This window comes from Muriicola soli (assembly GCF_004139715.1).
GTDB classification, from domain to species: domain Bacteria; phylum Bacteroidota; class Bacteroidia; order Flavobacteriales; family Flavobacteriaceae; genus Muriicola; species Muriicola soli.
Genome location: NZ_CP035544.1, coordinates 2,945,758 through 2,970,640, shown reverse-complemented (window position 1 = coordinate 2,970,640; position 24,883 = coordinate 2,945,758). Strand labels below are relative to the sequence as shown.

The 24,883-nt window shown below is 41.7% G+C and carries 22 protein-coding genes and 3 pseudogenes; 9 read left to right on the top strand and 16 right to left on the bottom strand.

The annotated features are described in order from the left end of the window. Window positions 1–2 precede the first annotated feature (2 nt). Together EQY75_RS13495 and EQY75_RS13490 are read left to right on the top strand one after the other, a co-directional pair. Complete coding sequence (locus EQY75_RS13495; protein WP_129606694.1) at window positions 3–749, top strand: succinate dehydrogenase/fumarate reductase iron-sulfur subunit; 747 nt, start codon at window positions 3–5, stop codon at window positions 747–749. Between the two features lie 104 nt (window positions 750–853). Continuing rightward, on the top strand, window positions 854–2,002 hold the full coding sequence (locus tag EQY75_RS13490) for a methionine aminotransferase (RefSeq protein ID WP_129606692.1): 1,149 nt from the start codon (window positions 854–856) through the stop codon (window positions 2,000–2,002). 89 nt (window positions 2,003–2,091) lie between these two features. On the opposite strand, the gene EQY75_RS13485 is transcribed toward EQY75_RS13490, so the two are convergent. The 8 genes and pseudogenes from EQY75_RS13485 to trhO form a co-directional block, all read right to left on the bottom strand. After that, a complete protein-coding gene (locus EQY75_RS13485) occupies window positions 2,092–3,153 on the bottom strand; it encodes a serine hydrolase domain-containing protein (RefSeq protein ID WP_246019900.1) in 1,062 nt (353 codons plus the stop codon). A 16-nt stretch (window positions 3,154–3,169) separates the two neighbouring features. After that, window positions 3,170–3,712, bottom strand: a complete 543-nt coding sequence (locus EQY75_RS13480) for a GNAT family N-acetyltransferase (RefSeq protein ID WP_246019898.1) — start codon at window positions 3,710–3,712, stop codon at window positions 3,170–3,172. Window positions 3,713–4,021: 309 nt separating this feature from the next. Further along, on the bottom strand, window positions 4,022–4,675 hold the full coding sequence (locus EQY75_RS13475) for a CoA transferase subunit B (RefSeq protein WP_129606690.1): 654 nt from the start codon (window positions 4,673–4,675) through the stop codon (window positions 4,022–4,024). After that, window positions 4,675–5,376, bottom strand: a complete 702-nt coding sequence (locus EQY75_RS13470) for a CoA transferase subunit A (protein ID WP_129606688.1) — start codon at window positions 5,374–5,376, stop codon at window positions 4,675–4,677. Before EQY75_RS13470 ends, EQY75_RS13475 begins: the two co-directional genes overlap by 1 nt. Window positions 5,377–5,400: 24 nt before the next feature. Then, window positions 5,401–7,746 (bottom strand): penicillin-binding protein 1A, encoded by a 2,346-nt coding sequence (locus EQY75_RS13465; RefSeq protein WP_129606686.1) that lies wholly within the window; start codon window positions 7,744–7,746, stop codon window positions 5,401–5,403. A gap of 4 nt (window positions 7,747–7,750) precedes the next feature. Next, window positions 7,751–8,232, bottom strand: a pseudogene (locus tag EQY75_RS13460) (gliding motility lipoprotein GldH). Beyond that, entirely contained in the window at window positions 8,225–9,385 is a 1,161-nt protein-coding gene (locus EQY75_RS13455; RefSeq protein ID WP_129606684.1) for a PSP1 domain-containing protein, read from the bottom strand. Before EQY75_RS13455 ends, EQY75_RS13460 begins: the two are co-directional and overlap by 8 nt. A 90-nt stretch (window positions 9,386–9,475) precedes the next feature. Beyond that, a complete protein-coding gene (trhO, locus tag EQY75_RS13450) occupies window positions 9,476–10,546 on the bottom strand; it encodes an oxygen-dependent tRNA uridine(34) hydroxylase TrhO (RefSeq protein WP_129606682.1) in 1,071 nt (356 codons plus the stop codon). A 269-nt stretch (window positions 10,547–10,815) separates the two neighbouring features. Here trhO and recA point away from each other — a divergent pair, with 269 nt between their 5' ends. From recA to EQY75_RS13430, 4 genes are all read left to right on the top strand, one after another. Beyond that, window positions 10,816–11,823 carry a recombinase RecA gene (gene recA / locus EQY75_RS13445; protein WP_129606680.1) on the top strand — a complete coding sequence of 336 codons (1,008 nt, stop codon included), beginning with the start codon at window positions 10,816–10,818 and terminating at the stop codon, window positions 11,821–11,823. A gap of 169 nt (window positions 11,824–11,992) precedes the next feature. Beyond that, window positions 11,993–12,310, top strand: a complete 318-nt coding sequence (locus EQY75_RS13440) for a hypothetical protein (protein ID WP_246019896.1) — start codon at window positions 11,993–11,995, stop codon at window positions 12,308–12,310. 42 nt (window positions 12,311–12,352) lie between these two features. Then, on the top strand, window positions 12,353–12,883 hold the full coding sequence (locus tag EQY75_RS13435; RefSeq protein ID WP_129606676.1) for an RNA polymerase sigma factor: 531 nt from the start codon (window positions 12,353–12,355) through the stop codon (window positions 12,881–12,883). A gap of 10 nt (window positions 12,884–12,893) precedes the next feature. Continuing rightward, a complete protein-coding gene (locus EQY75_RS13430) occupies window positions 12,894–14,393 on the top strand; it encodes an outer membrane beta-barrel protein (RefSeq protein WP_129606674.1) in 1,500 nt (499 codons plus the stop codon). 90 nt (window positions 14,394–14,483) lie between these two features. Here EQY75_RS13430 and EQY75_RS13425 read toward each other — a convergent pair. Next, window positions 14,484–15,229: pseudogene (locus EQY75_RS13425) on the bottom strand (lysophospholipid acyltransferase family protein). 72 nt (window positions 15,230–15,301) lie between these two features. On the opposite strand from EQY75_RS13425, the gene trpS reads away from it, so the two are divergent. Beyond that, window positions 15,302–16,270 carry a tryptophan--tRNA ligase gene (gene trpS / locus EQY75_RS13420; protein WP_129606672.1) on the top strand — a complete coding sequence of 323 codons (969 nt, stop codon included), beginning with the start codon at window positions 15,302–15,304 and terminating at the stop codon, window positions 16,268–16,270. 158 nt (window positions 16,271–16,428) lie between these two features. Here trpS and dprA read toward each other — a convergent pair whose 3' ends face one another. Beyond that, on the bottom strand, window positions 16,429–17,532 hold the full coding sequence (gene dprA / locus EQY75_RS13415) for a DNA-processing protein DprA (RefSeq protein ID WP_129606670.1): 1,104 nt from the start codon (window positions 17,530–17,532) through the stop codon (window positions 16,429–16,431). Window positions 17,533–17,634: 102 nt separating this feature from the next. On the opposite strand from dprA, the gene EQY75_RS13410 reads away from it, so the two are divergent. Beyond that, a complete protein-coding gene (locus tag EQY75_RS13410) occupies window positions 17,635–18,579 on the top strand; it encodes an HU domain-containing protein (RefSeq protein WP_129606669.1) in 945 nt (314 codons plus the stop codon). 57 nt (window positions 18,580–18,636) lie between these two features. Continuing rightward, window positions 18,637–19,149, top strand: coding sequence for an acyl-CoA thioesterase (locus tag EQY75_RS13405; protein WP_129606668.1), 513 nt, complete (start codon window positions 18,637–18,639; stop codon window positions 19,147–19,149). A 19-nt stretch (window positions 19,150–19,168) separates the two neighbouring features. On the opposite strand, the pseudogene EQY75_RS13400 reads toward EQY75_RS13405, so the two are convergent. The 6 genes and pseudogenes from EQY75_RS13400 to EQY75_RS13375 form a co-directional block, all read right to left on the bottom strand. Further along, a pseudogene (locus tag EQY75_RS13400) lies at window positions 19,169–19,950 on the bottom strand (aldo/keto reductase). Window positions 19,951–20,013: 63 nt separating this feature from the next. After that, window positions 20,014–21,243: a murein hydrolase activator EnvC family protein gene (locus EQY75_RS13395; RefSeq protein ID WP_129606667.1), complete on the bottom strand. Its 1,230-nt coding sequence runs from the start codon at window positions 21,241–21,243 to the stop codon at window positions 20,014–20,016. Between the two features lies 1 nt (window position 21,244). Continuing rightward, window positions 21,245–22,030: a lipoprotein insertase outer membrane protein LolB1 gene (gene lolB1, locus EQY75_RS13390; protein WP_342774010.1), complete on the bottom strand. Its 786-nt coding sequence runs from the start codon at window positions 22,028–22,030 to the stop codon at window positions 21,245–21,247. 4 nt (window positions 22,031–22,034) lie between these two features. Beyond that, a complete protein-coding gene (locus EQY75_RS13385; RefSeq protein WP_129606666.1) occupies window positions 22,035–22,949 on the bottom strand; it encodes a tetratricopeptide repeat protein in 915 nt (304 codons plus the stop codon). Window positions 22,950–22,980: 31 nt separating this feature from the next. Next, complete coding sequence (gene dut / locus EQY75_RS13380) at window positions 22,981–23,415, bottom strand: dUTP diphosphatase (RefSeq protein ID WP_129606665.1); 435 nt, start codon at window positions 23,413–23,415, stop codon at window positions 22,981–22,983. Beyond that, window positions 23,405–24,871 (bottom strand): lipopolysaccharide biosynthesis protein, encoded by a 1,467-nt coding sequence (locus tag EQY75_RS13375; RefSeq protein ID WP_129606664.1) that lies wholly within the window; start codon window positions 24,869–24,871, stop codon window positions 23,405–23,407. The genes dut and EQY75_RS13375 overlap by 11 nt, the downstream gene beginning before the upstream one ends. Window positions 24,872–24,883: the final 12 nt, after the last annotated feature.

Genomic DNA, 24,883 nt, shown 5'->3' with positions numbered 1-24,883 from the left:
CTATGAAAATATATTTGAAGATATGGCGTCAGAAAGATGCCACCTCCAAGGGCCAAATGGTCAAATACACTATGGACGGGATAGAAGGGGACATGTCCTTTTTAGAAATGCTCGATGTTCTCAATGAAGAACTGATCAGCAAGGGCGAGGAACCTGTAGAGTTTGATCACGATTGTCGTGAGGGAATATGCGGAACCTGTTCTCTCCAAATCAACGGACGTCCTCATGGGCCGGATACCCTTATTACCGCATGTCAATTGCATATGAGGAGTTTTAAGGATGGGGATTCCATTACCATTGAACCTTTCCGTGCGAAGGCTTTCCCGGTGATCAAGGACCTCATCGTAGACCGATCTGCCTTTGACCGTATTCAGCAGGCCGGAGGGTATATTTCCGTCAATACCTCAGGAAATACCGTAGATGCAAATGCTATTCCTATAGAAAAAGAAAATGCCGACGATTCGTTTTATGCTGCTACCTGTATAGGTTGTGGTGCCTGCGTGGCTGCCTGTAAAAATGCAAGTGCCATGCTCTTCACCTCAGCAAAAGTATCTCAGTTTGCTCTTCTCCCTCAAGGCAGGGTTGAGGCGACAGACAGGGTTATGAATATGGTAAGACAAATGGACCTGGAAGGGTTTGGGAATTGCACAAATACCGGCGCATGTGAAGTGGAATGTCCGAAAGGGATCTCTCTTGAAAATATCGCCAGGATGAACCGCGAATATCTAAGTGCTTCTATCAAAGGATAATTGTTATTTGCTGAAATACAAACCCCGTACTTCTTGAAGTCGGGGTTTTTTTGTTTTAAGCCATACACTTTTACTACATTTATAAGTCTGATAAAAATGAACCTTTGACCCAAATTCCATACTCTAAACTCCCAGAAGCTGTTCCGTCCATTTTTACCACCATCGGTAAATTGGCCAGGGAACAACGGGCCCTTAACTTGTCGCAAGGGTTTCCGAATTTTCCTGTCGATCCCAAACTGATCGATCTTGTAGAGAAGGCCATGAGGGAAGGATATAACCAATACGCTCCCATGGAAGGGATTTATTCCCTGAGGGAAGTAATTAGTAACAAAATATCCAGCCTTTACGGAAAGCAGTATCATCCCGATAAAGAACTCACAATGGTTGCGGGTGCAACTCAAGGGATTTATACAGCCATCACAGCTGTGGTGCACGAAGGAGATGAAGTAATTGTATTAAAACCTGCATACGATTGTTATGAACCTGCCATCGCTATAAACGGTGGTGTTCCTGTCTTTGTACAGATGAAAGGTATTGATTTCAAAATTGACTGGGATGAGTTCAGGGCCGCCGTATCCTCAAAAACGCGTCTAGTGATCATCAATACGCCTCACAACCCTACAGGCTCAATTCTGTCAGCTGAAGATATGACGGAACTCGAATCCATTCTCAGGGATACCAATATCATGGTCCTCAGTGATGAAGTCTATGAGCACATGGTATTTGATGAGGAAAAGCACGAAAGCGTATCTAAATATCCGGGGCTTTCAGAGCGAAGTTTTGTGATGGCCTCTTTTGGAAAAACCTTCCATGTTACCGGCTGGAAAATGGGCTATTGCGCCGCACCTGAATCCTTGATGAAAGAGTTTCGTAAAGTGCATGAATACAATGTCTACGCGATTAATCATCCGATTCAGAAAGCCCTGGCAAGCTATCTTTCTGAAGAATCGAATTATCTTCAACTCTCCTCATTTCTACAGCAGAAAAGAGACCTTTTTATTAAAGCCATTTCGCCGTCCAGGTTTTCTTTTACCCCGGCTAAGGGAACATATTTCCAATTGGTTAATTATTCAGCGATTTCTGACGAAAAGGACGTCTTATTCGCCAAGCGACTGATTCGTGAAAAAGGTATTGCAAGTATCCCTATATCCGTATTTAATGTAGACCAGCTCGATCAGAAACAATTGCGTTTCTGTTTTGCTAAAACGGATGAGACGTTGCTGAAAGCGGCAGAGATTATAATCAAGATCTAGTTACAAAGCTTTTGCCAGTAAAGACATAAACTCATCCAATTTGCCAGGTTCCAGCCATCTGGTTACCACCACCAAATCGTGTTCTTGGTCTACAATAATAAAATTACCCCCGAATCCGGCTGCGTAGAACAAAGAATCGGACCAGCCTTCCATATGTCGTCCCCTTCTGTATTTAGCCACCAGAGATACCCGTAATTTGGATTGGGTTTAGATGGGGTGGTTGCCTTGCTGATCCATGATTTACTTATAAGTTCTTTCCCCTTCCATTTCCCATCATTGAGAAACAACAAACCGAAGCGAGCCATATCTTCAGTATTGATAAAGATCCCTCCACCGGAATGCCCTCCTCCTGTCACAGATTTTACCTCAACTCCATCGATCACTGTCCAGGCATTTTCATAGCCAAACCACCTCCAGGTTGTGCTGGCTCCAATTTTATCCATAAGGTTTTCTTTGAGCACAGCCGGCAAGGATTTTCTCCATACCTGGGTAAGACTGTATGCTAGAAGGTTTACACGGACATCGTTATACTCCATCACCGTGCCCGGTTCATTGAGTTTTCTGAACTTCCAATCATCAAGTCCTCCTTCTCGTGGAGGTCTGTCTGCCCAATCCTTTCCACCCCATAAGGTCCCGGACCAGTCCGAATTTTGCTGTAGCAGATGCTCCCAATTAATTTTTGAATTGTGTTCCCCGTCGAAAGATCCGTCCCAGACGTATTGGGATACTTTATCGGAGACATCCTTAATAAGACCGTAATCAAGGGCCAGACCCGCAACGGTTGACAAAAAACTCTTAGTAACACTAAAAGTCATATCTACTCTTTTCACATCACCCCAGGAAGCTACCAAATAGCCACTCTTAAGTATCATTCCAGCCGGTCCCCCTCTTTTTTTTGTCGGTCCCAAGATCTCGTGAAACGGTTCCCTTTCAAATCCTTTTAAGATTGCGATACGCAGATCCCTTGATCCGGAATATTCATTTTCCTTGGCAAACTGTACAGCCTGTTGAAGGGAATTATCATCGAATTTAAAATCTTTAGGGGATTTAACTTCCCATGTGGCGTTTCTTTCGGGAAAGTATGTACTTTGCTGGGCGGATAGGGAGGTGAAAAGGACAATTAGCAAGCAGGAACAGAATAATTTTTTCATAAGATGATGATCTTAATTACAAGGTAGACAATTCTAATTTCATTAACCAATCCATCTGTTTGTCTTGGCCAATGTAATAGGGGTGCCTACCGAATTTGACAAACCCGTTGTCCTCATAGAATTTGATGGCCTTGTTGTTCTCTTCCCAAACCCCAAGCCAAATGTATGTTTTTCCGGCATCACCAGCTATCTTCAGGGCTTCTTCAATAATCATTCTACCTATTCCAAGGTTTTGGTAATCCTCTAAAACGTAGATGCGTTCCAGTTCCAGGGCCTTGTTATCGAAAATATCTGTTTGAGCTTTTCCGTCATTGAGCTTAAAAAATCCTGCCAGAGTATTCTTTACATAGACAAAATAGAATCTACATTCCGGATTGGATAACTCCGTTGCCAGAGTCTTTTTTGAAAGGGCTGTATTAATGTAGTGCGCAAAATCTTCAGGATTATTTTGTGCCTCAAAGGCAATTTGAAAAGTCACTCTGGAGATCCAGAACAGATCATCCAAATCAGAATCAGAACAAGGTTTAAAAAGGATTTCCATATCTGATGGTAAGGACATGAAAACTAATAAAAAAAGGAGTAACACCTTCGGTATTACTCCTTTCTTATTCCTCTAATCAGGTATTATAACATAAAAAGCTTTTTTGCTAACTGTAAAATACCATGGTAGAAGTCATTTCTGTAGGCCTGAGTCCTCTCGTCAGAGGGAGCCTGATTTGTTTGAGTGTCCATAGATTTTTAGGTTTACGATTAGGTTTGGGGACTTTCATTTCCAAAGGCTTCTAAAGTAATATTAGAACGCATAAAATGGGTAATAATTGTTGTTAAACTTGATATAAAAGTTGTGTAAGCTGAGAAAACTGAAGGTTTATACTGCCATTTCGGGTATATCGCCTGTGATAAGTAGTTTGCCCTCAGTTGCCCTCTGAATTTCTTCCACAGATACTCCCGGAGCCCTTTCCAATAATTGAAACCCATCGGGAATTACTTCAATTACGGCCAGATTCGTCACTATTTTTTTAACACAACCTACGCCTGTCAAGGGAAGTGTACAACGTTTAAGCAGTTTCGACTCTCCTGCCTTATTTGTATGCATCATGGCCACGATTATGTTTTCCGCGGAAGCCACCAGATCCATGGCCCCTCCCATTCCCTTAACCATTTTACCTGGAATCTTCCAATTGGCTATATCCCCGTTTTCAGCTACTTCCATAGCTCCGAGGATGGTAAGGTCAACATGTTTCCCCCGTATCATACCAAAACTCAGTGCAGAATCGAAAAAAGAGGCGCCAGGCAGGGTTGTAATAGTCTGTTTTCCGGCGTTGATAATATCAGCGTCCTCTTCCCCTTCGAAGGGAAAAGGACCCATACCCAATACCCCATTTTCACTTTGGAATTCTACATTAATATCGCTCCTGACAAAATTAGCTACCAGGGTAGGGATTCCGATTCCAAGATTAACGTAGTAGCCGTCTTTTACTTCCCGGGCAATTCTTTTCGCTATTCCATTTTTGTCAAGCATCAGCTTCGTGATCTAACGGTTCTCTGTTCTATTCTCTTTTCGTACTTTTCACCCTGGAATATTCTCTGCACAAATATTCCGGGAATATGGATCTCATTGGGATCAAGAGCGCCGGCGGGCAGGAGTTCTTCCACCTCAGCTACAGTAATTTTAGCGGCACCACACATACATGGATTAAAATTCCTGGCAGTACCTTTGAATATTAAGTTTCCGGCTTCATCGCCCTTCCATGCCTTTACAAAGGCGAAATCGGCTTCATAAGCGTATTCCAATACATACATTTTACCCCCAAAATCTCTGGTTTCTTTCCCATGCGCCACTTCTGTTCCAAATCCTGCCGGAGTGTAAACGGCAGGAAAACCCGCCTGTGCAGCCCTGCATTTTTCTGCGAGAGTTCCCTGTGGAGTTAATTCAACTTCAAGCTCTCCACTGAGCATTTGCCTTTCAAATTCATCATTCTCTCCAACATAGGAAGAGATCATCTTTTTAACCTGGCGCTTTTGCAATAGCAGTCCTAAACCAAAGTCATCAACCCCGGCATTATTACTGATACACGTAAGGTCTTTTACGCCCAGTTTCACTAATTCAGCTATGGCGTTTTCAGGAATACCACATAAACCAAATCCTCCGAGCATCAAGTTCATTCCATCTTTAACCCCTTCCAGTGCTTCTTTCGGACCATTTACTTTTTTCGGGATCATAAAGGATACATTATGGTTGTAAAATTAAAAATCGAGATCGCCAAGGTCGTCTTCCAGGTCGTCTGTCTCCTCGTTTACTTCAGTGACTTTATTACAGTCAAGATTGATAGACATGTTTTCAGGGGCCACAAACTCCTCTTTTGACACACCCAGTTCCTCATCAGCATAATTCTTTTTCATATACAATCCCCATATTGGGAGAGCCATAGATGCTCCCTGCCCATAGGTGATCGATTTAAAGTGGGTGGCCCTTTCTTCCCCTCCAACCCATACTCCTGTGACCAGATTGGGCACCATCCCCATAAACCATCCGTCACTTTGGTTTTGTGTAGTACCGGTTTTTCCTGCGATGGGGTTTGTAAACTCATAGGGGTAACCCGTGATTATCTCTTTGTAGACCGTTTCATTCTTGTTGAAATTATGCCTTAGTCGGGTTCCCGATCCGCCTTCAGTAACACCCTCCAGCAAATTAATCATGGCATAAGAAACCTCCTTACTCAGAACGTCTTTGGTCTCCGGGACGTATTCATAGAGCACGGTTCCATTTTTATCTTCAATTCTGGTAACCATTACCGGCTTCACATACACCCCCTGATTTGCAAAAGTTCCGTAGGCCCCAACCATTTCGTATACATTAAAGTCTGGAGTACCTAAGGCTATAGACGGCACTTCGAGAATCTCTCTGCTCAGGCCCAAATTTTTTACAATGGACACCACAGGTTTAGGGCCGACCTGATCGATCAATTGTGCGGTGACGGTATTCACGGAGTTGGCCAGAGCGCGTTTCAAGGTATACATATCGCCCGAGTATTTCCCATCTGAGTTTTTAGGACACCAGGGCTCGGGATTACCGTGTTTCCCTGCTTCGATACAATATTGGCTGTCAGGCAACTGGTCGCAGGGTGACATCCGCAATTGGTCAATGGCAGCGGCATACACAAAAGGTTTAAAGGTAGAACCTGCCTGTCTTGCTCCCTGTATTACGTTGTCATATTGAAAGTGTTTGTAATTAATCCCACCAACCCAGGCTTTAACATGTCCTGTTTGTGGCTCCATGGACATCATCGCAGTCCTTAAAATGGTCTTGTAATACCGGATAGAATCCAGAGGGGTCATTACAGTATCCTTTTCCTGAGTATCACTATTCCAGTCGAAAACAGTCATTTCCGTTTTCTCTTTGAAGGAATCTCTTATCTCCTTTTCGCTCTTGCCATCCGCTTTCATCTTGCGCCATCGTTGCGAGGTTTTCATCGCTCGTTCCAGAATCCGGTTGATTTCCTCTGTCTCCAAATCGAGAAAAGGAGTAGTGGGATTCCGCTCAGGAGTGTTTTGATGGAAAAATTCGGCTTGCAGGCGTTTCATATGTTCTGATACAGCTTGCTCCGCATTTTTTTGCATCCTCGAATCTATAGTTGTGTACACCTTCAAACCATCCAGGTAAATATTCCAGGTGTCGCGTTCACCTTCCTGGGTGACCGGTTTTGGGTTCTTTTTAATCCAGTCGTTCAGGTATCCCTGTAAATACATCCTGAAGTAAGTGGCCAGGCCTTCCCGGTGAGATTCCGGACTAAAATTAATGTCCATTTTTAACTCTTGCAGGGAATCTTTTTCCTGCTCTGTTATATAGTCGTACTTCTCCATTTGAGAAAGCACCGTGTTTCTCCGGCCCAGAACTAATTCCTCCCTTCTGATAGGATTGTAGAGCGAAGAATTTTTTAACATCCCAACGAGTACGGCAGATTCTTCTGTCTTTAAATCCCGGGGTTCTTTGCCAAAATATATTCGAGATGCAGACCGTATTCCGTCTGCGTTGTAACCAAAGTCATAGATATTCATATACATCGCTATGATCTCCTGCTTGGTATAATTTCGCTCCAATCGGGTTGCAATAACCCATTCCTTGATTTTCTGGGTAACTGCCTGAAACAGATTTTTGGATCGAACTCCTACAAAAAGTTGTCTCGCCAATTGTTGTGAAATGGTACTGGCTCCACCTCGTTGTCCGAGGAAAACCAAGGCTCTCAACGTTCCTATTCCATCGACACCGGAATGTTGATAATACCGAGCGTCTTCTGTAGCTACAAGCGCATTTACCAAATTGGGGGGCAGGTCCTCATAAGCAACAGGGGTTCTGTTGTCGTCGAGGTAAAACTTTCCTAAGGTAGCCCCATCAGAAGAGATGATTTCCGTGGCCAGATTAGTCTGCGGGTTTTCGAGTCTTTCGAAGGTCGGCATTTCACCAAACGCACCCCAACCGGCTAGAAGAAAAACGAGAAAAACGGCCAGGATCCCACTGAAAAAAAGAATCCAGAACCATTTAATAAAAGGGAAGAATGAAGTTTTATTAGATTTTTTTTTGGTCTTTGCCATCAGATTAATTGCTTTCTATTTCCAGGCCAACATCGGTAATTCCTTGCAATGCACTGATCCCCTCCACATTGCCAATTTTTCTCATCGCCTGTTCAATTCTTACAGTATATACGCCTGTAACGGGAAAATTGATGTTTTCCTTATACCAAAGTTTATTTTCTTTGATGCTTCCATATCCTTTTCCAAGCCAGGACCCGTCAGCTTCTGCCATGGTGTACTCCAAAGTATCGATATAGGTTTCCCCCCGGGATATTCCAACTCGGCAATCAAATATAAATTGCTGTAGGGATAGTTATTGTCATTTCTGATGTTGATATACATTTGATAAACTCGATCGGATTGCAGTTCGGAAGTTGTAAATTCTAAGACGCTGTCCTTAGTCCAGATCCCGTTTTCAAGTGACTGGAATTCTGAATACTCCGGACTCTTGCCACATCCAAGAAGTAGCAATCCCAACAGAAAGAGCACCCCATTTGATCTACCCATTTTTTTGTGAAGGTTTTATATGTTTTCTTCTCTTTTTGTTCTTCTTCCTTCTATTCTTATTCTTGGGACGATCAAAACGGGTAAGGCTGTCTTGACCTACTGTATTCTCGAAAAGGGTAGTTTCCTTTTCCAGGTTGTCTACTGCATAAAGTTCCAGGCTGGCTACTTTCTCTTTTTTCTTATTCTTGGTGATTATCTCATGTACCTGATCTTTTGTGAGCGTATGCCAGTGAGATGGATCGTCTTTATATGAAAACCACAACAGTCCTTTGAAGATATCTGTTTTCTGGCAAAATGCCGTGCCTTTTTCTGTGTGAAGTTTGCTGTCCTGAGATGGAAAGTCCTTTAAGGCATCCATATACATATCTAATTCGTAATTCAGACAACATTTTAATTTGCCACATTGCCCGGCCAACTTTTGAGGATTCAATGACAATTGCTGATAGCGAGCCGCAGAAGTGCTTACCGATCTAAAATCCGTCAACCAGGTTGAACAGCACAATTCCCTCCCGCAGGAACCGATTCCCCCGAGACGTTGAGCTTCTTGTCTATACCCAATCTGTCTCATTTCAATTCTGATGCCAAAGGCTTTGGCCATGTCCTTGATCAATTGTCTGAAATCTACGCGTTCGTCTGCTGTATAGTAGAAAGTAGCCTTTGAACCGTCTCCCTGAAATTCCACATCTGAAATTTTCATTTGTAATCGGAGTAATATGGCCATTTCGCGTGATCTCTTTTTGATCTCGTCTTCTTTGTCCCGGCACTTCTGCCATTTGTCTATGTCCTTCTGAGTCGCTTTTCGGTAGACCTTTGGAAGTTGATCGTCATTGGCTACCTTTTTCTTTTTCATTTGAATACGCACGAGTTCCCCGGCAAGGGTAATCATGCCTACATCATGTCCCGATTTAGCCTGGGTGGCCACAATATCTCCAATAGAAAGAGATATATCTTCAGGAACTCTGAAGAATTCCTTTCTGCTATTTTTAAACCTGACCTCAACACAGTCAAATGGCTTTTCGCCATTGGGGAGTGACATGTTTGAAAGCCAGTCAAAAACCGTTAATTTATTACAACCATCTGTACCGCAAGTACCATTGTTCTTGCATCCTCTAGGTTGTCCATCCTTTCCGGTTGAACAACTGCTACAACCCATAATTTTTTATCTTGATTCGAACAAAATACTGCTTAGTTTTTGTCCAAAAAGGATTCATTATTAAATCTTACAGGTAAAGATACTACTTTTTTAACGTGAAGTAAAAATGGGTTTGACAACGGTTTCCGGACTCTTTTTATACAGCAAAGCTTCAGAGCGTCCCTTTTTGAATATCTTGTTGCTCACTGTTTTTCCTCTCCTGAGTTTTTTCTGTTCCTCTTCAGGCAAAGCATGTATTTCTTGGCATTGCTTTGAACAGCATTGATCCATTTTCTCACCACAAGTATCACATTGGATAAACAGTAAGTGACAAGCTTCATTGGCACAGTTAACATGGGTGTCACAAGGTTCTCCGCATTGGTGGCAGTGGGCAATTACATCTTCTGTAATACGCTCTCCCCTGCGATGGTCAAACACGAAGTTTTTACCCAGGAATTTATTTTCCAAACCCTTTGCTTCAACCTGTCGGGCGTAGTCGATAATCCCACCTTCCAATTGATAGACATTTTTAAATCCCTTGTGCTTGTAATAAGCACTGGCCTTCTCACAACGTATGCCTCCTGTGCAATACATCACCAGTTTTTTATCTTCCTTAAACTCAGATAATTCCTGCTCTATGATATCAAGAGAGTCTCTGAATGTATCCACATCCGGAGTGATTGCATTCTTAAAGTGTCCAATCTCACTTTCGTAGTGATTGCGCATATCCACCAGGAGTGTATCCGGATCATCGATGAGTTCATTGAAGGTTTCAGCACCAACGTGTATGCCTTTGTCAGTTACATCAAATGTGGAGTCATTGAGTCCGTCAGCAACAATCTTACTTCGCACTTTTACCTTCAATTTGAGGAAGGATTTATCGTCCTGTTCAATAGCGACGTTCAAACGAACATCTTTTAAAAAACTGATACTGTCCAAATGAGTTTTAAAAGCTTCAAAATTCTCTGCGGGAACCGAAAGCTGGGCATTGATCCCTTCGTGCGCCACATATATGCGGCCGAGCACTTCAAGAGCATCCCAGGCAAGGAACATGTGATTTCTGAAAATTTCAGGATTGCCTATGTGTGCGTATTTGTAAAAGGAGATAGTTAGCCGTTCTTTCCCGGCTTTTTCGATGAGAACTTCCCTTTCCTTCGCACTTAATGTATTGTACAGTTGCATGCTATACCGTGATTAAGGTGAATGAAAATAAAAGGCAAAAATACAATATTTGCCGTACCATTAAACAAAAAGGGCCCTGATTAACAGAGCCCTTGGGGATCACTTTAAGGAAATTTTCTTTTCCATAGAGGATAATACCAGTAAAGTGAACAACATTTACTTAAGGTTTTAAAGCAAGATGGTTAAAAATCAAAAAGGTTGCTTTTGTGATTGTGATATGCAAAAAGAAGTGGTAATTTAGTCACCCTTTAATTAAAGATACAGAAGACATGAGTAGTGAGAAAGAAGCGAAGTTGAAAGCCCTTAAATTAACCCTGGATAAATTGGATAAAACCTACGGTAAAGGGGCGGTAATGAAGATGGGAGATACTGTAGTTGCGGATGTGGAGGTCATACCTTCGGGATCTCTTGGTCTGGACATAGCCCTCGGTGTAGGAGGCTATCCCAGGGGAAGGGTAATCGAGATTTACGGCCCGGAATCTTCAGGGAAAACTACCCTAACCCTGCACGCCATTGCAGAGGCACAAAAAAATGGAGGTATTGCTGCATTTATTGATGCTGAACACGCCTTTGATCGATTTTATGCCCAAAAATTAGGAGTGGATATAGACAATCTTATCATTTCACAACCCGATCACGGTGAGCAAGCCCTCGAAATCGCAGACAACCTGATTCGTTCCGGAGCAATTGATATTGTAATCATCGATTCTGTTGCAGCCCTTACTCCAAAAAGTGAAATTGAAGGAGAAATGGGTGATTCCAAAATGGGATTGCATGCCCGACTGATGTCCCAAGCTCTCAGGAAACTTACAGCCTCAATCAGTAAAACCCATTGTACCGTTGTTTTCATCAATCAATTGCGAGAAAAAATCGGTGTGATGTTTGGAAATCCAGAAACAACTACCGGGGGTAATGCCCTTAAATTTTATGCCTCCGTGCGACTAGACATCAGAAGGTCTACTCAGATAAAAGATACAGATGGTAATGTTCAGGGGAATAAGACAAGGGTGAAAGTGGTCAAGAATAAAGTGGCACCACCTTTCAAAACCGCTGAATTTGATATCATGTATGGCGAAGGGATTTCGAAAGTTGGAGAAATCCTTGACCTGGGAGTTGAATTTGAAATCATTAAGAAAAGTGGTTCCTGGTTTAGCTATGGCGACACAAAATTAGGACAGGGAAGAGACGCTGTAAAGACCCTACTCCTTGACAATCCTGAGCTATTGGAGGAATTGGAAACAAAGATTAAAGATGCGATAACCGCAATCAAGGTCTAAAATCTGCTGTTTTCCGACTAAAGCAACCCTTCTTACTTATTTTCATCTTAATTAAAACTTGTGTTGAGATGAGCTTTAAGAAATCTTTTTTCTGTTTGTTTGTTTACTTGCCTTAAGCTTACAGTCGTGTAAACTAGAGGACGACAGGGTTAATTTTAAATTTGTTCCATTGCAAATTGTAAGCGCTGAACTTCCTGAGTCCTTTGAACTCAATGAGACTTACGAGATCAGGGTAAGGTATCTACGCCCCAGTGCATGTGTGTTTTTTGAAGGGTTCGACATTACAAAGGAATCGACAACTACACGGAATGTTGTAGCCATTGGCACTGAATTCCTGGATGAACCCTGCACTCAGGCTGTAGAAGAACTTGAAGCTTCCTTTAACTTTATTTGTCTGTACGAAGGTACCTATCTTTTTAAATTCTGGAACGGGGAAGATGAAAACGGGAACCAACAGTACATAGAGATGGAAGTGCCTGTGAATTAAGACGATTTACGAGGATTGAGGATTTAAATCTAACCGACAATTTTGAGTTTAAAGAAGCTCATACATCAATGTAAGAAGGGAGACAGGAAGGCACAAGAACAGCTTTACCGGAAGTATTCCAGTGTCTTGTACGGCTTATGTTTAAAATATTCCAGAAATAAAACGGAAGCAGAGGACAACCTTCATGATAGTTTTCTCACGATCTATGATAAAATAGAACAATTTAAATTCAAGGGGTCCTTTGAAGGTTGGCTAAAAAGGATAACCGTTAATACGGTTCTACAGAAGTATCGAAAGGACCAATATATGAAAGTGGTCACTGACAATATCCAGGAAGAAGAGGATATAGACTACGACTATCCGGATGTTCAGCTTTCCACCTTACTTCAATACGTACAGGAATTGCCAAACAAGTACAGGCTTACATTTAACCTGTATGTTTTGGACGGATATACTCATAAGGAAATTAGCGAATTATTGGGCACATCAACCGGTACTTCCAAGTCAAACTTGTCCAGGGCTAAAATGATCCTGAAAGAGAAATTAAAGAAAGAAAATATCAATATTGCTTAATACCAAACACATGGAAAAGAAAAGCATAGAAAAGGTATTCAGAGAAAAACTGCAGGATTATAGTCACTTGCCGGAAGAAACGGTTTGGGAAAATATCTCCGCATCTCTTGATAAAAAGCAAAAGAAGAGAAGAATTCTGCCCATTTGGTGGAAACTAGGCGGCGTGGCTGCCTTAATTATCATTGGCTTGTTTATTTTTCTCCCGCAGAACGATCTCCCAAATTCAGAGGAAGTGATTACGGATTCGGATTTAAAGGTTCCTTCAGTGGATGACAATACTGAAATGAATTTATTGACTGATCCCGTAATATCTGATCCCGATACCGCTGATGAAGCTGAGAAAGTAACGGTAGTATCCTCTTCTGATAATAAAAGTGAGGTTTCAGAACAAAGTGCTGATCCCAAATATCAGGACCTCGGCAAAGGCATCGAAATTGTAAGTAGGGAAGCCAAAACCAATAAAGCAGAAAACCTCAGGGAAAATGAGAATGCTTTAGCGACAATTGCCCCCGTAGAAGCTAAAAAGACCACAGAAAATATAAAAAGTGACATTATTGCTTCAAACGTAAAAGGAGATAAATCCGATGCGCTGCAGACAGATAGGAAAGCGGGGGTACAAAAGGAACAGTTACTTAATGATAACAAGGAGCTCATTGCGAAAAATGAGGCAAAAAAGGAGGAACTAAAAAAAATAATACAGGAAAAGTCTGAGGAAGATGAAAAGACTTCAATTTTTGAAGCCATCGCCCAACAGGAAGAAGAAAAACTCAAGGAAGAGTCTAATAAGAAATGGGAATTAGGGCCTAGAGTTGCTCCGGTTTTCTTTAGCTCTTTGGCCCAGGGGTCACCAATCCATTCTACTTTTGAGAATAATGCCAAATCGGGTAATGTGAACATGAGTTACGGACTTGCGGTATCCTATAAAGTGGCTAAGAGGGTTAAAATAAGATCGGGGATACACAGAGTTGATTTTGGTTATGATACCAGGGATGTAAACTTCTCCTCTTCTCTCAATGCCAGCACAAATGGAATTATTGATAATATAGATTATTCCTTGAGCAGCAGAAATCTCGTAGTGCGCAGCAATACGAGAAGTGGTAAACTCGCAACTGAAAATGCTCAGGACGTGGCCGGGCCGGATCCATCTTTAAATGGCAAAATGATTCAGGACTTCGGTTATTTGGAAGTGCCCCTTGAACTAACTTATGAAATTCTTGATCGAAAAATTGGTGTGAATGTGGTTGGCGGACTGAGCTCACTTTTTTTGGTAAATAATAGTGTTACCCTTGAGTCGAATGGAATCACCACGGAGATGGGGGAGGCTAACAACCTCAATGACATCAATTTAAGCACCAATTTTGGCATTGGGATATCCTATCAATTTAATGATAAATTTCAATTGAGTCTTGAACCAATGTTTAAGTATCAGCTCAATACATTTTCAGAAACCTCAGGAAACTTTCAACCTTTCTCTATGGGCGTTTATTCTGGCCTTAATTTTAGATTTTAAGAAGTTGGTTAGGTTGGTTACTGCCTTCACAGTGACCCCTTTAGCGCCCCGTATAATGCGGGGCGCTTTTTTTATACTGTTTAGTATTTTTTAATTTACGACAGACGTCCGGAGTTCCCTGAGCATAAAAGATCTGACCCGATCTCTAAGTTCTCCTTTTTGCACCTCTTCCATTCCTTCTGTTTGTATAAAGGGATAAACCTTTACCCTTAGCCAACCGGGTCCGCCACTGTATAGGGTAAATGAGAATCTTTTTTTGCATCAAAAAATAAGATTGGAACAATCGGTATATTGTGGTTGATTCCCATTTTAAAGGCCCCGTCTTTAAATTCGTCCAAAATAATTTCCTCGGCGGGCACACCTCCTTCCGGAAAGATACAAATACTCAGGCCCTGATTGAGTCTGCGCTGTGCCCTACGGTATACGCCCATTCTGCTATTGCTGTTGTCCCGATCAACCATTATGCAAACTCTCTTATAGAAAAATCCAAATATGGGAATCTTTACAAGTTCTTTCTTCCCCACAAAAACAAAGGGATTTTTGCTCACTCTGAGCATTAACATAATATCAAGCATGCTGGTGTGGTTGGCGATCAACATATAACTCTTGCCTTTAACCAGCTTTTCCTTGTACTCTATCCTGGGAATACACCCCATCCCGTAAAGGATAACAGGTGCCCAAATATTTCGGGCCAACCAAAAAAATTGAGGATAGGTCTTTTCAGAAAGGGATAAAGCAATGAGGAATGGAGAAAATACAATGATGGGTATGGCCACCAAAATGTAAAACCAAATGCGATACAAAAGCTGGCCTGCTTTTATTAAAAGCCTCAACATAAAATCAAAAATAACAATTTTAGCAGGGTTCTGGTATTTCTTTTACTTTTGTCATTATTTAATGATAAGCGGATGGCAAGAATCTTGACCGGTATACAAAGCACAGGCACACCGCACCTCGGAAACATTCTTGGGGCGATTATCCCTGCCATTAAAATGGCAGAGAATCCAAAAAATGAGTCCTTCCTGTTTATAGCAGACATGCATTCGCTTACCCAAATCAAAAGCGGATCCGAACTGCGTAACAACACCTATGCAACGGCCGCTGCTTGGCTGGCATTTGGATTAGATGTAAATAAAACAGTCTTCTACCGCCAGAGTGATGTGTCGCAAGTGACAGAATTATCCTGGTATTTGAGTTGCTTTTTTCCTTATCAACGGCTCACCTTGGCGCATTCATTCAAAGATAAGGCCGATCGACTTGAAGACGTGAATGCAGGACTCTTCACCTATCCCATGCTCATGGCCGCCGATATTCTTCTCTATGATGCCAATATTGTGCCCGTGGGGAAAGATCAGTTGCAACATCTGGAAATGACTCGTGATGTGGCTTCGCGTTTTCACGCTCAACTCGGAGAAACTTTTGTGCTTCCAGAGGCCCAGGTTCAGGAAGAAACAATGTACATTCCGGGAACAGACGGGGAAAAGATGAGTAAAAGCAAGGGAAACCTTATCAATATATTCCTCCCAGACAAAAAACTACGGAAACAGATCATGGGGATAATGACAGACAGCACACCCTTGGAAGAGCCAAAAGATCCCACAAATGACACTGTTTTTGCATTGTATTCCCTTCTTGCTCAAAAAGCAGATATTGAAAGAATGAAGGAAAATTATGAGAAAGGGAATTACGGTTACGGACATGCGAAGCAGGAGCTTTACGAATGCCTGATTTCCAAATTTGAAGAGCCCAGGAAAAAGTTCAATTACTACATGGAAAACCATTCAGAAATTGATCGATTACTCAATTTAGGCGCTGAAAAGGCGCAGGATGTAGCCTCTGTAGTACTCAATCGTGTTCGCTCTAAACTCGGATATTGATATTTAACTTACCGACTCAGTGGTCTATTAAGCAATCTTGGCCTTTTGTCTCTGATCTTAAATTCAGGATAAGACAAACGAATAATCGTTCAATTGCAATAGACTTGGCTATTCTATATAAAAATTATCCCGGCACCAACTGATAGGTTGGTTTTTAACTATATCACTTCAAAACATTTGCCCGGAAGAGGGCGCACAACTCCCTTTAATTCTAAAGATAACAGGGATGAAGCTGTATTGTAAATAGATAAATTACTTTTCATCGCTATATCATCCAACATCTGCCTCCCTTCTTGTTGCAATTGCTTGTAAACCGACTGTTCTGTAGGGTCTAAATCAACAAATAGTTGCTTTTGAATAACCGGTGCCGCTTTAACATCAATATCCCAGTTCAAGTGATAAACCAAATCGGAAGCTGAGGTAAGCAGATGGGCCTTCTGCCTTTTTATCAGGGTATTTGTGCCTTCACTAAATTGATCTTCAGGCCTGCCCGGCACAGCAAATACATCCCGGTTATAGCCATGGGCAATATCTGCTGTCACAAGACTTCCCCCTTTTTGAGCTGATTCTATCACAACGGTTGCCTCACTAATCCCTGCGATTATTCGATTTCGCTTTAAAAAATTAACTCTTTCAGGTTTACTGCTGCTCCAGAACTCGGTGTAAAACCCTCCGTTTCGCTCCACCAGGCTACAATACTTCGCATGTGCTCTGGGATAAATCTGGTTGAGCCCATGGGCCAGGCATCCTACCGTTTGTAGGCCAATATCTGCGGCTGTTTTCTGTATACAAATATCCACCCCATAGGCAAAACCACTGACAATGACAGGGTTAAGCGGCAAAAGCTCCTCCATGAATTTTTCGCAAAACCCCCGTCCCGCAGGTGTCATTCTTCGCGTACCAACGATACTTATAATCCTTTGCCTTTGCAATCGGATTGCACCTCTTGAGAAAAGCAGTAATGGGGCATCCGGGCAGTGCTTGAGATATCTCGGATAAGTATCGTCTTCGAAGTAGTGAGTTTGGATATTATTGTCATTGACAAAGCTGTATTCTTTCTCTGCGGACAATTGATATCTTGAATCGTAAAGGGATTGGGTAACTTTTGTACCTATTCCATCAATCTTTTGTAATACCCTTTTCTTTTCTTTAAAAACTCCTTCGGCGCTACCACAATAGTTAATTAGTTTCCTAGCGGAAATCTCGCCAATATTAGGAATACATTGCAGTCTTAAAATAGAAATTATCTCATCTTTCATCATCTTACGGCATCAATTTCTTCCTTAAAAATACCGAAAAAGTAATGTTAATAAAAAGTTATCCTCCATTTTGTAGCGGCTCTATTTTTTTCCATCTTTGTGAACATGAGTCCATCTGGATACATAGAAGAGCTTCTTTACAGGTATAATTGCGTTGTGGTGCCCGAATTCGGCGCCTTTTTAACACAGTTGAAATCGGCCTTTATTGATAAATCGGCTCAGACTTTTTACCCGCCCTCCAAAACACTTTCTTTTAATAGTCAGCTCCAGTCTAACGACGGACTGCTCATCTCCTATATGGCTGAGGCTGAAAAATCTTCCTATGAAGAAATTCAGGAAAAATTAGCAAGGCAGGTAGAGCAGTGGAAAGAGCAGTTGGAAAAGGGCGAGACTCTTGCTTTTGATAATATTGGCTCTTTTAAACCTACAAAGGAAGGTAAATTGATCTTTCAACCTGCCAAGCAAACCAATTTCCTAACCTCATCTTTTGGTTTGAGCTCTTTTGTATCTAAACCTGTCTTACGTGAAGTACTTAAGAAGGAGGTAGAAGAGATTGAGGAGAAAGTGCCATTTATTATCACTCCGGAAGAGCGAGAGAAAAGTAATTTCAGGCCGCTTCTGAAGTATGCGGCAATTGTTCTCCTGGCTATCTCCGCTGGGATTACAGGATATCGTACCTACGACCAAGCACTCTCAAATGAAATAGTCTCCCAGCAAAAAGCGCAGGAAATTATCTCCAATAGTATTCAGGAAGCCACATTTTTTGATACCAAACCTTTGGAACTGCCCGTTTTTAAGGTGGAAGTAAAAAAGGATGTGCGTAAGAGTCACCATATTATCGCTGGAGCTTTCAGGGAAAAAAGCAATGCAGACAAAAAGATAAATCAGCTACAAAACAAGGGTTATGATGCCTTTTATGTAGGACAAAACAAATTTGGTTTGTATCAGGTGGCCTTTTCCAGTTATTCCGATCCCAAGGAAGCTCTTAAGGCTCTGAAACAAATTCGTTTGACTGAGTCAAAAGATGCCTGGCTTCTTTCTGTAAAATAATATCCTCTTCCAATCCCCGGCCTTCCTTTAGCTTGTATCTTTGCAAAAAACTGATGTATGAAGCCGAAAAAACCCAGTGATTCAAGGACGATTATGACAGACCTGGTTTTACCCAGCGAAACTAATCCTCTAAATAACTTATTTGGTGGCGAATTGTTAGCTCGGATGGACCGGGCTGCTAGTATTGCAGCGCGGCGTCACAGCCGAAGAATTACGGTGACCGCTTCTGTAAATCACGTCGCCTTTAACCGGTCTGTCCCTTTGGGAAGTGTAGTGACCCTGGAGGCGGCAATTTCCAGAACGTTTCGCACCTCCATGGAAGTGTATATTGATGTTTGGATGGAAGATCGCCTTAGTGGAGAGCGAACCAAGGCTAACGAGGCCATATATACCTTTGTCGCTGTTGATGAAACAGGAAAACCTACTGCAATCCCTGCCATAGAACCGGAAACGGAGTTAGAGAAAATCAGATTTGACGGAGCCCTGAGAAGGAAGCAACTCAGTCTTGTCCTCGCTGGTAAGATGAAACCGCATGATGCCACAGAGTTGAAGGCACTATTTACCAACTAACGACAATTATTTATTATCCTTAGAAATCAAAATTATCCGGATCAGGCCCAAAGCGTTTTCCCCGCTCTAATTCGTCAATCCTGATCATATCCTCTTTTGATATTGAGAAATCGAAAACGTCTGCATTATCTTCAATGCGCTGCTTTTTGGACGACTTGGGAATGGTAACCACCTTTTTTGAAGATCCCACCTCAAAACGATCTGAGCAACGGTCTTGTTGTATTTGCGGGCTAAGTCCTTGAATATTTGCAGATCAAAAATATTACCTTGCATTAGAGGAGACCATGCCTCGTATTGTATTCCTTTATCCCGGCAATAATCAATTAAGTCCTGTTGTACTAAGTAAGGATGAAATTCCATTTGATTAACCATAGGTAAGATTGAAGCTTCCTTTAGCAAATCTTCCAGGTGATGTCTGAGAAAATTGCTCACTCCTATGGCCCGAACCTTCTTCTGCTCGTAAAGTTTCTCCAAAGCCTTCCAGGTTTCCTTAAACTTTCCTTTGACCGGCCAATGAATTAAATAGAGATCCAAATAATCCGTATTCAGCCTCTTTATACTATCTTCAAAAGCTTGCATAGTAGCATCATAACCCTGATCGGAATTCCAAACTTTGCTTACCAGAAAAATTTCTTCCCTAGGGACACCGCTTTCCCGTATACCAATTCCAACTCCTTCTTCGTTTTTATAGATCGCTGCTGTATCAATATGCCTGTACCCTGCTTCCAAAGCCCATTTTACGGCATCAATCACTTCCTTCCCCTCTTCAGAAAGATACACTCCTAAACCGAAGTAGGGCATCTTCACCCCATTGTGTAAGGTGAAACCGCCATTTAAATCTGTTATTTCATCCATTTTGATTCTTTAAAGTTGGTAGATCCAATCTTCCGGATTTAACCGTGTTGCATCTCTGTAGAGGTAAAACTTCAGTTGAGTTAGTCCATTTAATCGATTGGTGTAAATCTCACCTAATTCTTCTTTGGCGATTACCTTATCCCCTTTTTTAACAAAAAGATTGGCCAAATTATAATAGGTGCTGATATAATTTCCATGTTTTACCTGCACTCCTTTGCCACCACCGGGAACGGCCATAATTGCAATAACCTCCCCTTCAAAAACCGCCCTTGCTTTTGCTCCCTTGTCGGTAGCAATGATTACTCCATTATTCTGATGTTTTATTCCCGGATAAACTGCATCACTGTAAATTCCAAATCCCTGCCTTTTAATCCCTTTTTCCACTGGCCATATGAGTCGGCCTTTATTTGCGGAAAAATTATTCGCAATTACCGTTGCTTCAGGCGTTAAAACAAATCTGCTGCTGGAAGCCGCGTTTCCCGCCTTTTTATTTGAGGCTGCGATCGCACTCCGGATGAGTCGCTCAATTTGTTCATCAATCTTTCTGGCCTCTGCCTTTTTCTTGTTGATGGCAACGGCGTAGTTGCTCTCATTCTGCCTGATGGTTTTTAGAAGGCCTTTCTGTTCATTGATCTCTTCAAAGAGTTCCTTTCGCGCCAATTTATTCTCTGCAATTAATGACTCCTTCTCCCTCCGTTGTCTGGTAAGATCGTTATTAAGCGTAATAAGGTCTTCCGTTTTCTCCGCGATCTGTACCCCCTGTTCTTTCCTGTAACGGGTATACTGTTTCAGGTACTGAAGACGCTTGTATGCCTGGTAAAAATTGGAAGAAGAGAGCAGAAACATCAATCGACTTTGTTGAGAACGATTGCGATATGATTTTCTGATCATATTGGCGTACTCATCCTTGAGTATATCGAGGTCTTCACGGAGTTTAGCAATATTCCTGATATTGGCATTTACCTGCCTGCTGAGTAAGTTTGATTGCTGATTGGTGACCCTTATGAGTTGCTGCCTAACATTGATCTTTTGATCGAGAAGCTCCAATTGATCTAGGACAGTACCCCTCTGTTTCCGTTCTGCAAAAAGCAGGCGGTTCATCTCGGTGATTTCCTTTTGTAATTGCTCTCGCTTTTCCTCGAGAGCCTTTTGTTCGTTGGTTTGGGCTACTCCGGCGATGCCATAAAGCAAACATATGGTAAGAATGAGAGTAAGCCGTTGTCCAAAGAATGTATTCATATCAATTCAAAACAATCTTTTCGTAACCATTGGGGATCTTATACGGAAAACTCACCTTAGTATTGAATTCAATATTGCGATACTCAATATCAATAACATTCCGCTGATTATTATCTATGGCCAGTATTCCAACAGAATTTGGAACAATTTTATTATTTTTTTCCTGATAGTCCTTGTATCGGATCTCGAGCAGTCTCTTTTGAAGGGGTTGTGAAATCTGCTGTGAAGCAAGTTTAAAGCTTCCGGGATAAATCATAAAAAGTGTTTTAAACAACTCTATCGACTTTGCCGGCTTAAGTTCATAGGAAGTGGTATTTAAACTTACCTCGTATCGATCATCCCTCAGGTCAAAAAGAGCTTCCCCGAGTAAGAGATTTTGCACTTTATTATAGTCGAGTTCCGTTCCTAACAATCGACTTAAATATTCAAAGTTGCCATCAAAGTAATTGTTCTCCAATTTATTGTAGAAGGTCACCCTGTTTGGAGTAATCATGGCTTTTACAACCCCCAATGGGGCACTTAACCAAATGGCTTTGTCCTTCTCCATTCTGAGACTTACTCCCAGGCTCTGATTGGATGCTCCGTCAGAAAAATCTATTTTCAGTCTTCCGGTAAGTGTTTTAAAATCGACTGTATTTTTATAGTGATTCCTGATAATTGTTCTCGCCGGTAATTTTGCATCGAGAGTTTGGTCAGAAAGAACCTTTGTGGATTTACAGGATAATACCATAGCTAATAGCATTATCCCTAACCCAAATTTTATACCCACACCTTTTATCATCTCCATCTTCTTATGACCTATTTTTCATTTTACTAAGATACATATTTGCCATAGGTGTATCACCTAAACCCTTGTAAGCCTTAGCTAACTCAGTATAAAACAATAACGTCAACTTATCGTTTTCGTATATAAAATCGAGGCCCATTGTTAAATAATCTGCTGCTTGCCTGAAATCCGAAGCCTGGTTGAGTGCCAATCCTTTCGCGTAATACAGAAAAGGTTGTAAAGGGTACTCTTCAAGAGCCTCAGTTGAAAGCGTATTTAAGGCTTCGTAGTCTTCATTTTCTAAGTGGGTACGCAAGGTGTTCATCAATCGCTCCAATGGATCATCTGCTTTTACACTTTCATCGGCCTGAAATACTTCTTCCTCTTGATTTTCCTGTGCTTGAGCATCATCCATACGGGCCGTCATGCGAACTGTAAATCCGCTTTTTTTCATTATTTTCAGGACTCTCTTAGCGAGATCATATTGCTTTTTATCAACCAAAATCTCAATAAGATTCTCCTTTAGCCTGACATTGTCAAAGGGAATCTGATCTTTTAGGGAGTCGAAGTTACTCTCACCCAAACCCACAATAGAAAGATAGGTGTTGAGGTACCAAAGGTTGCCAGCATGTTGGTTTAATGCCGAAAGAGCGTATTCCTGTGCCAGAGCAAACTGATCATTGAGCTGATACGTCTTTGCCAGTTCATGATCCACAACATGACTCTGCGGATCAATTTCTTTGCACTTTAGAAGTGCGTTAATAGCCTTGTCATAATTCTCTATGCCTTTCTGTTTAAGGGCCTCAAAAAATAATTCCTGAAATTCGTCGGTATTTTCTTCTAATGAGATCTCGGCACTCTCTTCCTCCTGGGCAATACTCCTGACAGGCATCACCAGAGCCATCAGAAGAACTAATTTGAATAGATATACCCATTTCATAGTATTCGAGATTTTAACCTCTATAGAAGGGCTAACGGGTTCCAGTACTTCCAAAGCCTCCTTGGCCCCTGCTGGTTTCAGATAATTCCTGTACCTCAACCCAGGTAGCTCGTTCGTGACTGGAAATCACCATTTGAGCGATTCGCTCACCGTCTTCAATAACAAAAGCCTCATGGGAAAGGTTTACAAGAATCACGCCAATTTCACCTCTGTAATCCGCATCAATGGTGCCCGGAGTATTAAGCACCGTTATCCCGCGCTTTGCAGCCAGGCCACTTCTCGGTCTGATCTGGGCTTCATAACCTACAGGTAATTCGAGGAATAAGCCTGTATTTATTACTTTTCTTTCCAGAGGTCCCAAGCTTACGGGATTTTCAAGTCGGGCACGGAGGTCCATCCCAGCCGATGAGCCTGTTTCGTATTCAGGAAGCGAATGATGTGACCTGTTTATAATCTTAATTTTCATTTCTTATAAAGATTCGTTTGAGAAGGGCGTATTCCAATTTGTATACCAGAAGTAAAAATACTAAAAGGAAGAGTGACCCAATTATTATATTCCCGTTAAAAACGTAGAATGAAAGAACTGAGAATAGAATTGAAATTCCCATATAGAAGCAAATCTTCCTGAAATTGTAAGGGATCGGATAGTATTTACGCCCGAAATAATACGAGATCAGCATCATACTCGCATAAGCAGCAAGGGTGGCGTAGGCAGATGCGTAATACCCAATTGAAGGAATAAACAGATAGTTGATCACTATGGTAATTACAGCTCCGGTGATAGAAATATAAGCCCCAAATCTGGTGCGGTCAGTTACCTTATACCAGACGGATAAATTGTGGTAAATCCCCAGACAAAAACTAGCTAAGACAATAATAGGAACCACGGGCATGGCTTCCCAGTAGTCCGAATTTCGAACTATCAAGACCTTTAAGGGATCAGAAAAAACAACGACCGCCAGCAAGATTACACTCCCTAATACCACAAAGTAATTAGTGATCTGGGCATATGCCCGTTGTGGGTTCTCCGTTTTGGAATGGCTGAAAAAAAAAGGCTCTATTCCGAGTCGGAATGCTGTCGCGAACAAGGTCATAAACAAGGCGATCTTATAACAAGCAGAATATTTTCCGATCTCACTTTTCGCTATGGCAGCAGGCAGGAGTTCAGAGAGCATTATTCGATCAAATACTTCATTTATTGTAAAGGCAATACCCGCTATCATAACCGGAAGTCCGTATCTGATCATCTTTGCCCACAAATTCCTGTCAAATGAATAATTAGGCAGTTTATAGGTTGGTGAGACTAACAGAAGCGTAAATCCACTTGCGATCAGATTGGAAATAAAAATGTATGAGATCTCGAAATCACTTCTGTAGATCATGCCCAGCACTCCTTCTGAGTTGTCTTGTGCAAGACCCGGCAGTAGAAGCAGGAAAAAAACATTAAGGCTGAGGTTAATCGCCACATTCAGGATCTTGATGATTGCGTAGCGTTTAGGATTCTGTTTTGCCCTTAATAGTGCAAAGGGAATAATCGCAAGAGCATCAAGAGCGAGAATAAAAATGACATACTTGATAAACTGTCCTTCAATATTGAGGAATAAGGCCAATTGATCCTGAAAAATCAAGGCTAAAAAAGTGAATACGAAGGTAGTTCCTGTAAGGGAAATAAGGGAAGTGGATATTACCTGGGTGGTGTTTTTCTCACTGTTATAGAAGCGGAAGAATGCTGTTTCCATCCCATAGGCAAGAATTACATTAAATATGGCAAACCAGGCAAAGATTAGGGTGACTTCTCCATAAGATCCGGTGGGCATTACCTGGGTATAAAGAGGAACCAGTATAAATGACAGCATTCTGGGTAAGACTGTTGCCAATCCATATATAAAGGTTTGTTTAAATAACTTTTGAAACAGACTCAACCGCAGTGATGT

Coding starts and splice junctions, on each gene's coding strand:
- EQY75_RS13495 (WP_129606694.1), top strand. CDS start 3: ATGAAAATATATTTGAAGATATGGCGTCAGAAAGATGCCACCTCCAAG.
- EQY75_RS13485 (WP_246019900.1), bottom strand. CDS start 3,153: ATGAAAAAATTATTCTGTTCCTGCTTGCTAATTGTCCTTTTCACCTCC.
- EQY75_RS13480 (WP_246019898.1), bottom strand. CDS start 3,712: ATGTCCTTACCATCAGATATGGAAATCCTTTTTAAACCTTGTTCTGAT.
- EQY75_RS13475 (WP_129606690.1), bottom strand. CDS start 4,675: ATGCTTGACAAAAATGGAATAGCGAAAAGAATTGCCCGGGAAGTAAAA.
- EQY75_RS13470 (WP_129606688.1), bottom strand. CDS start 5,376: ATGATCCCGAAAAAAGTAAATGGTCCGAAAGAAGCACTGGAAGGGGTT.
- EQY75_RS13465 (WP_129606686.1), bottom strand. CDS start 7,746: ATGGCAAAGACCAAAAAAAAATCTAATAAAACTTCATTCTTCCCTTTT.
- EQY75_RS13455 (WP_129606684.1), bottom strand. CDS start 9,385: ATGGGTTGTAGCAGTTGTTCAACCGGAAAGGATGGACAACCTAGAGGA.
- trhO (WP_129606682.1), bottom strand. CDS start 10,546: ATGCAACTGTACAATACATTAAGTGCGAAGGAAAGGGAAGTTCTCATC.
- recA (WP_129606680.1), top strand. CDS start 10,816: ATGAGTAGTGAGAAAGAAGCGAAGTTGAAAGCCCTTAAATTAACCCTG.
- EQY75_RS13430 (WP_129606674.1), top strand. CDS start 12,894: ATGGAAAAGAAAAGCATAGAAAAGGTATTCAGAGAAAAACTGCAGGAT.
- trpS (WP_129606672.1), top strand. CDS start 15,302: ATGGCAAGAATCTTGACCGGTATACAAAGCACAGGCACACCGCACCTC.
- dprA (WP_129606670.1), bottom strand. CDS start 17,532: ATGATGAAAGATGAGATAATTTCTATTTTAAGACTGCAATGTATTCCT.
- EQY75_RS13410 (WP_129606669.1), top strand. CDS start 17,635: ATGAGTCCATCTGGATACATAGAAGAGCTTCTTTACAGGTATAATTGC.
- EQY75_RS13405 (WP_129606668.1), top strand. CDS start 18,637: ATGAAGCCGAAAAAACCCAGTGATTCAAGGACGATTATGACAGACCTG.
- EQY75_RS13395 (WP_129606667.1), bottom strand. CDS start 21,243: ATGAATACATTCTTTGGACAACGGCTTACTCTCATTCTTACCATATGT.
- lolB1 (WP_342774010.1), bottom strand. CDS start 22,030: ATGGAGATGATAAAAGGTGTGGGTATAAAATTTGGGTTAGGGATAATG.
- EQY75_RS13385 (WP_129606666.1), bottom strand. CDS start 22,949: ATGAAATGGGTATATCTATTCAAATTAGTTCTTCTGATGGCTCTGGTG.
- dut (WP_129606665.1), bottom strand. CDS start 23,415: ATGAAAATTAAGATTATAAACAGGTCACATCATTCGCTTCCTGAATAC.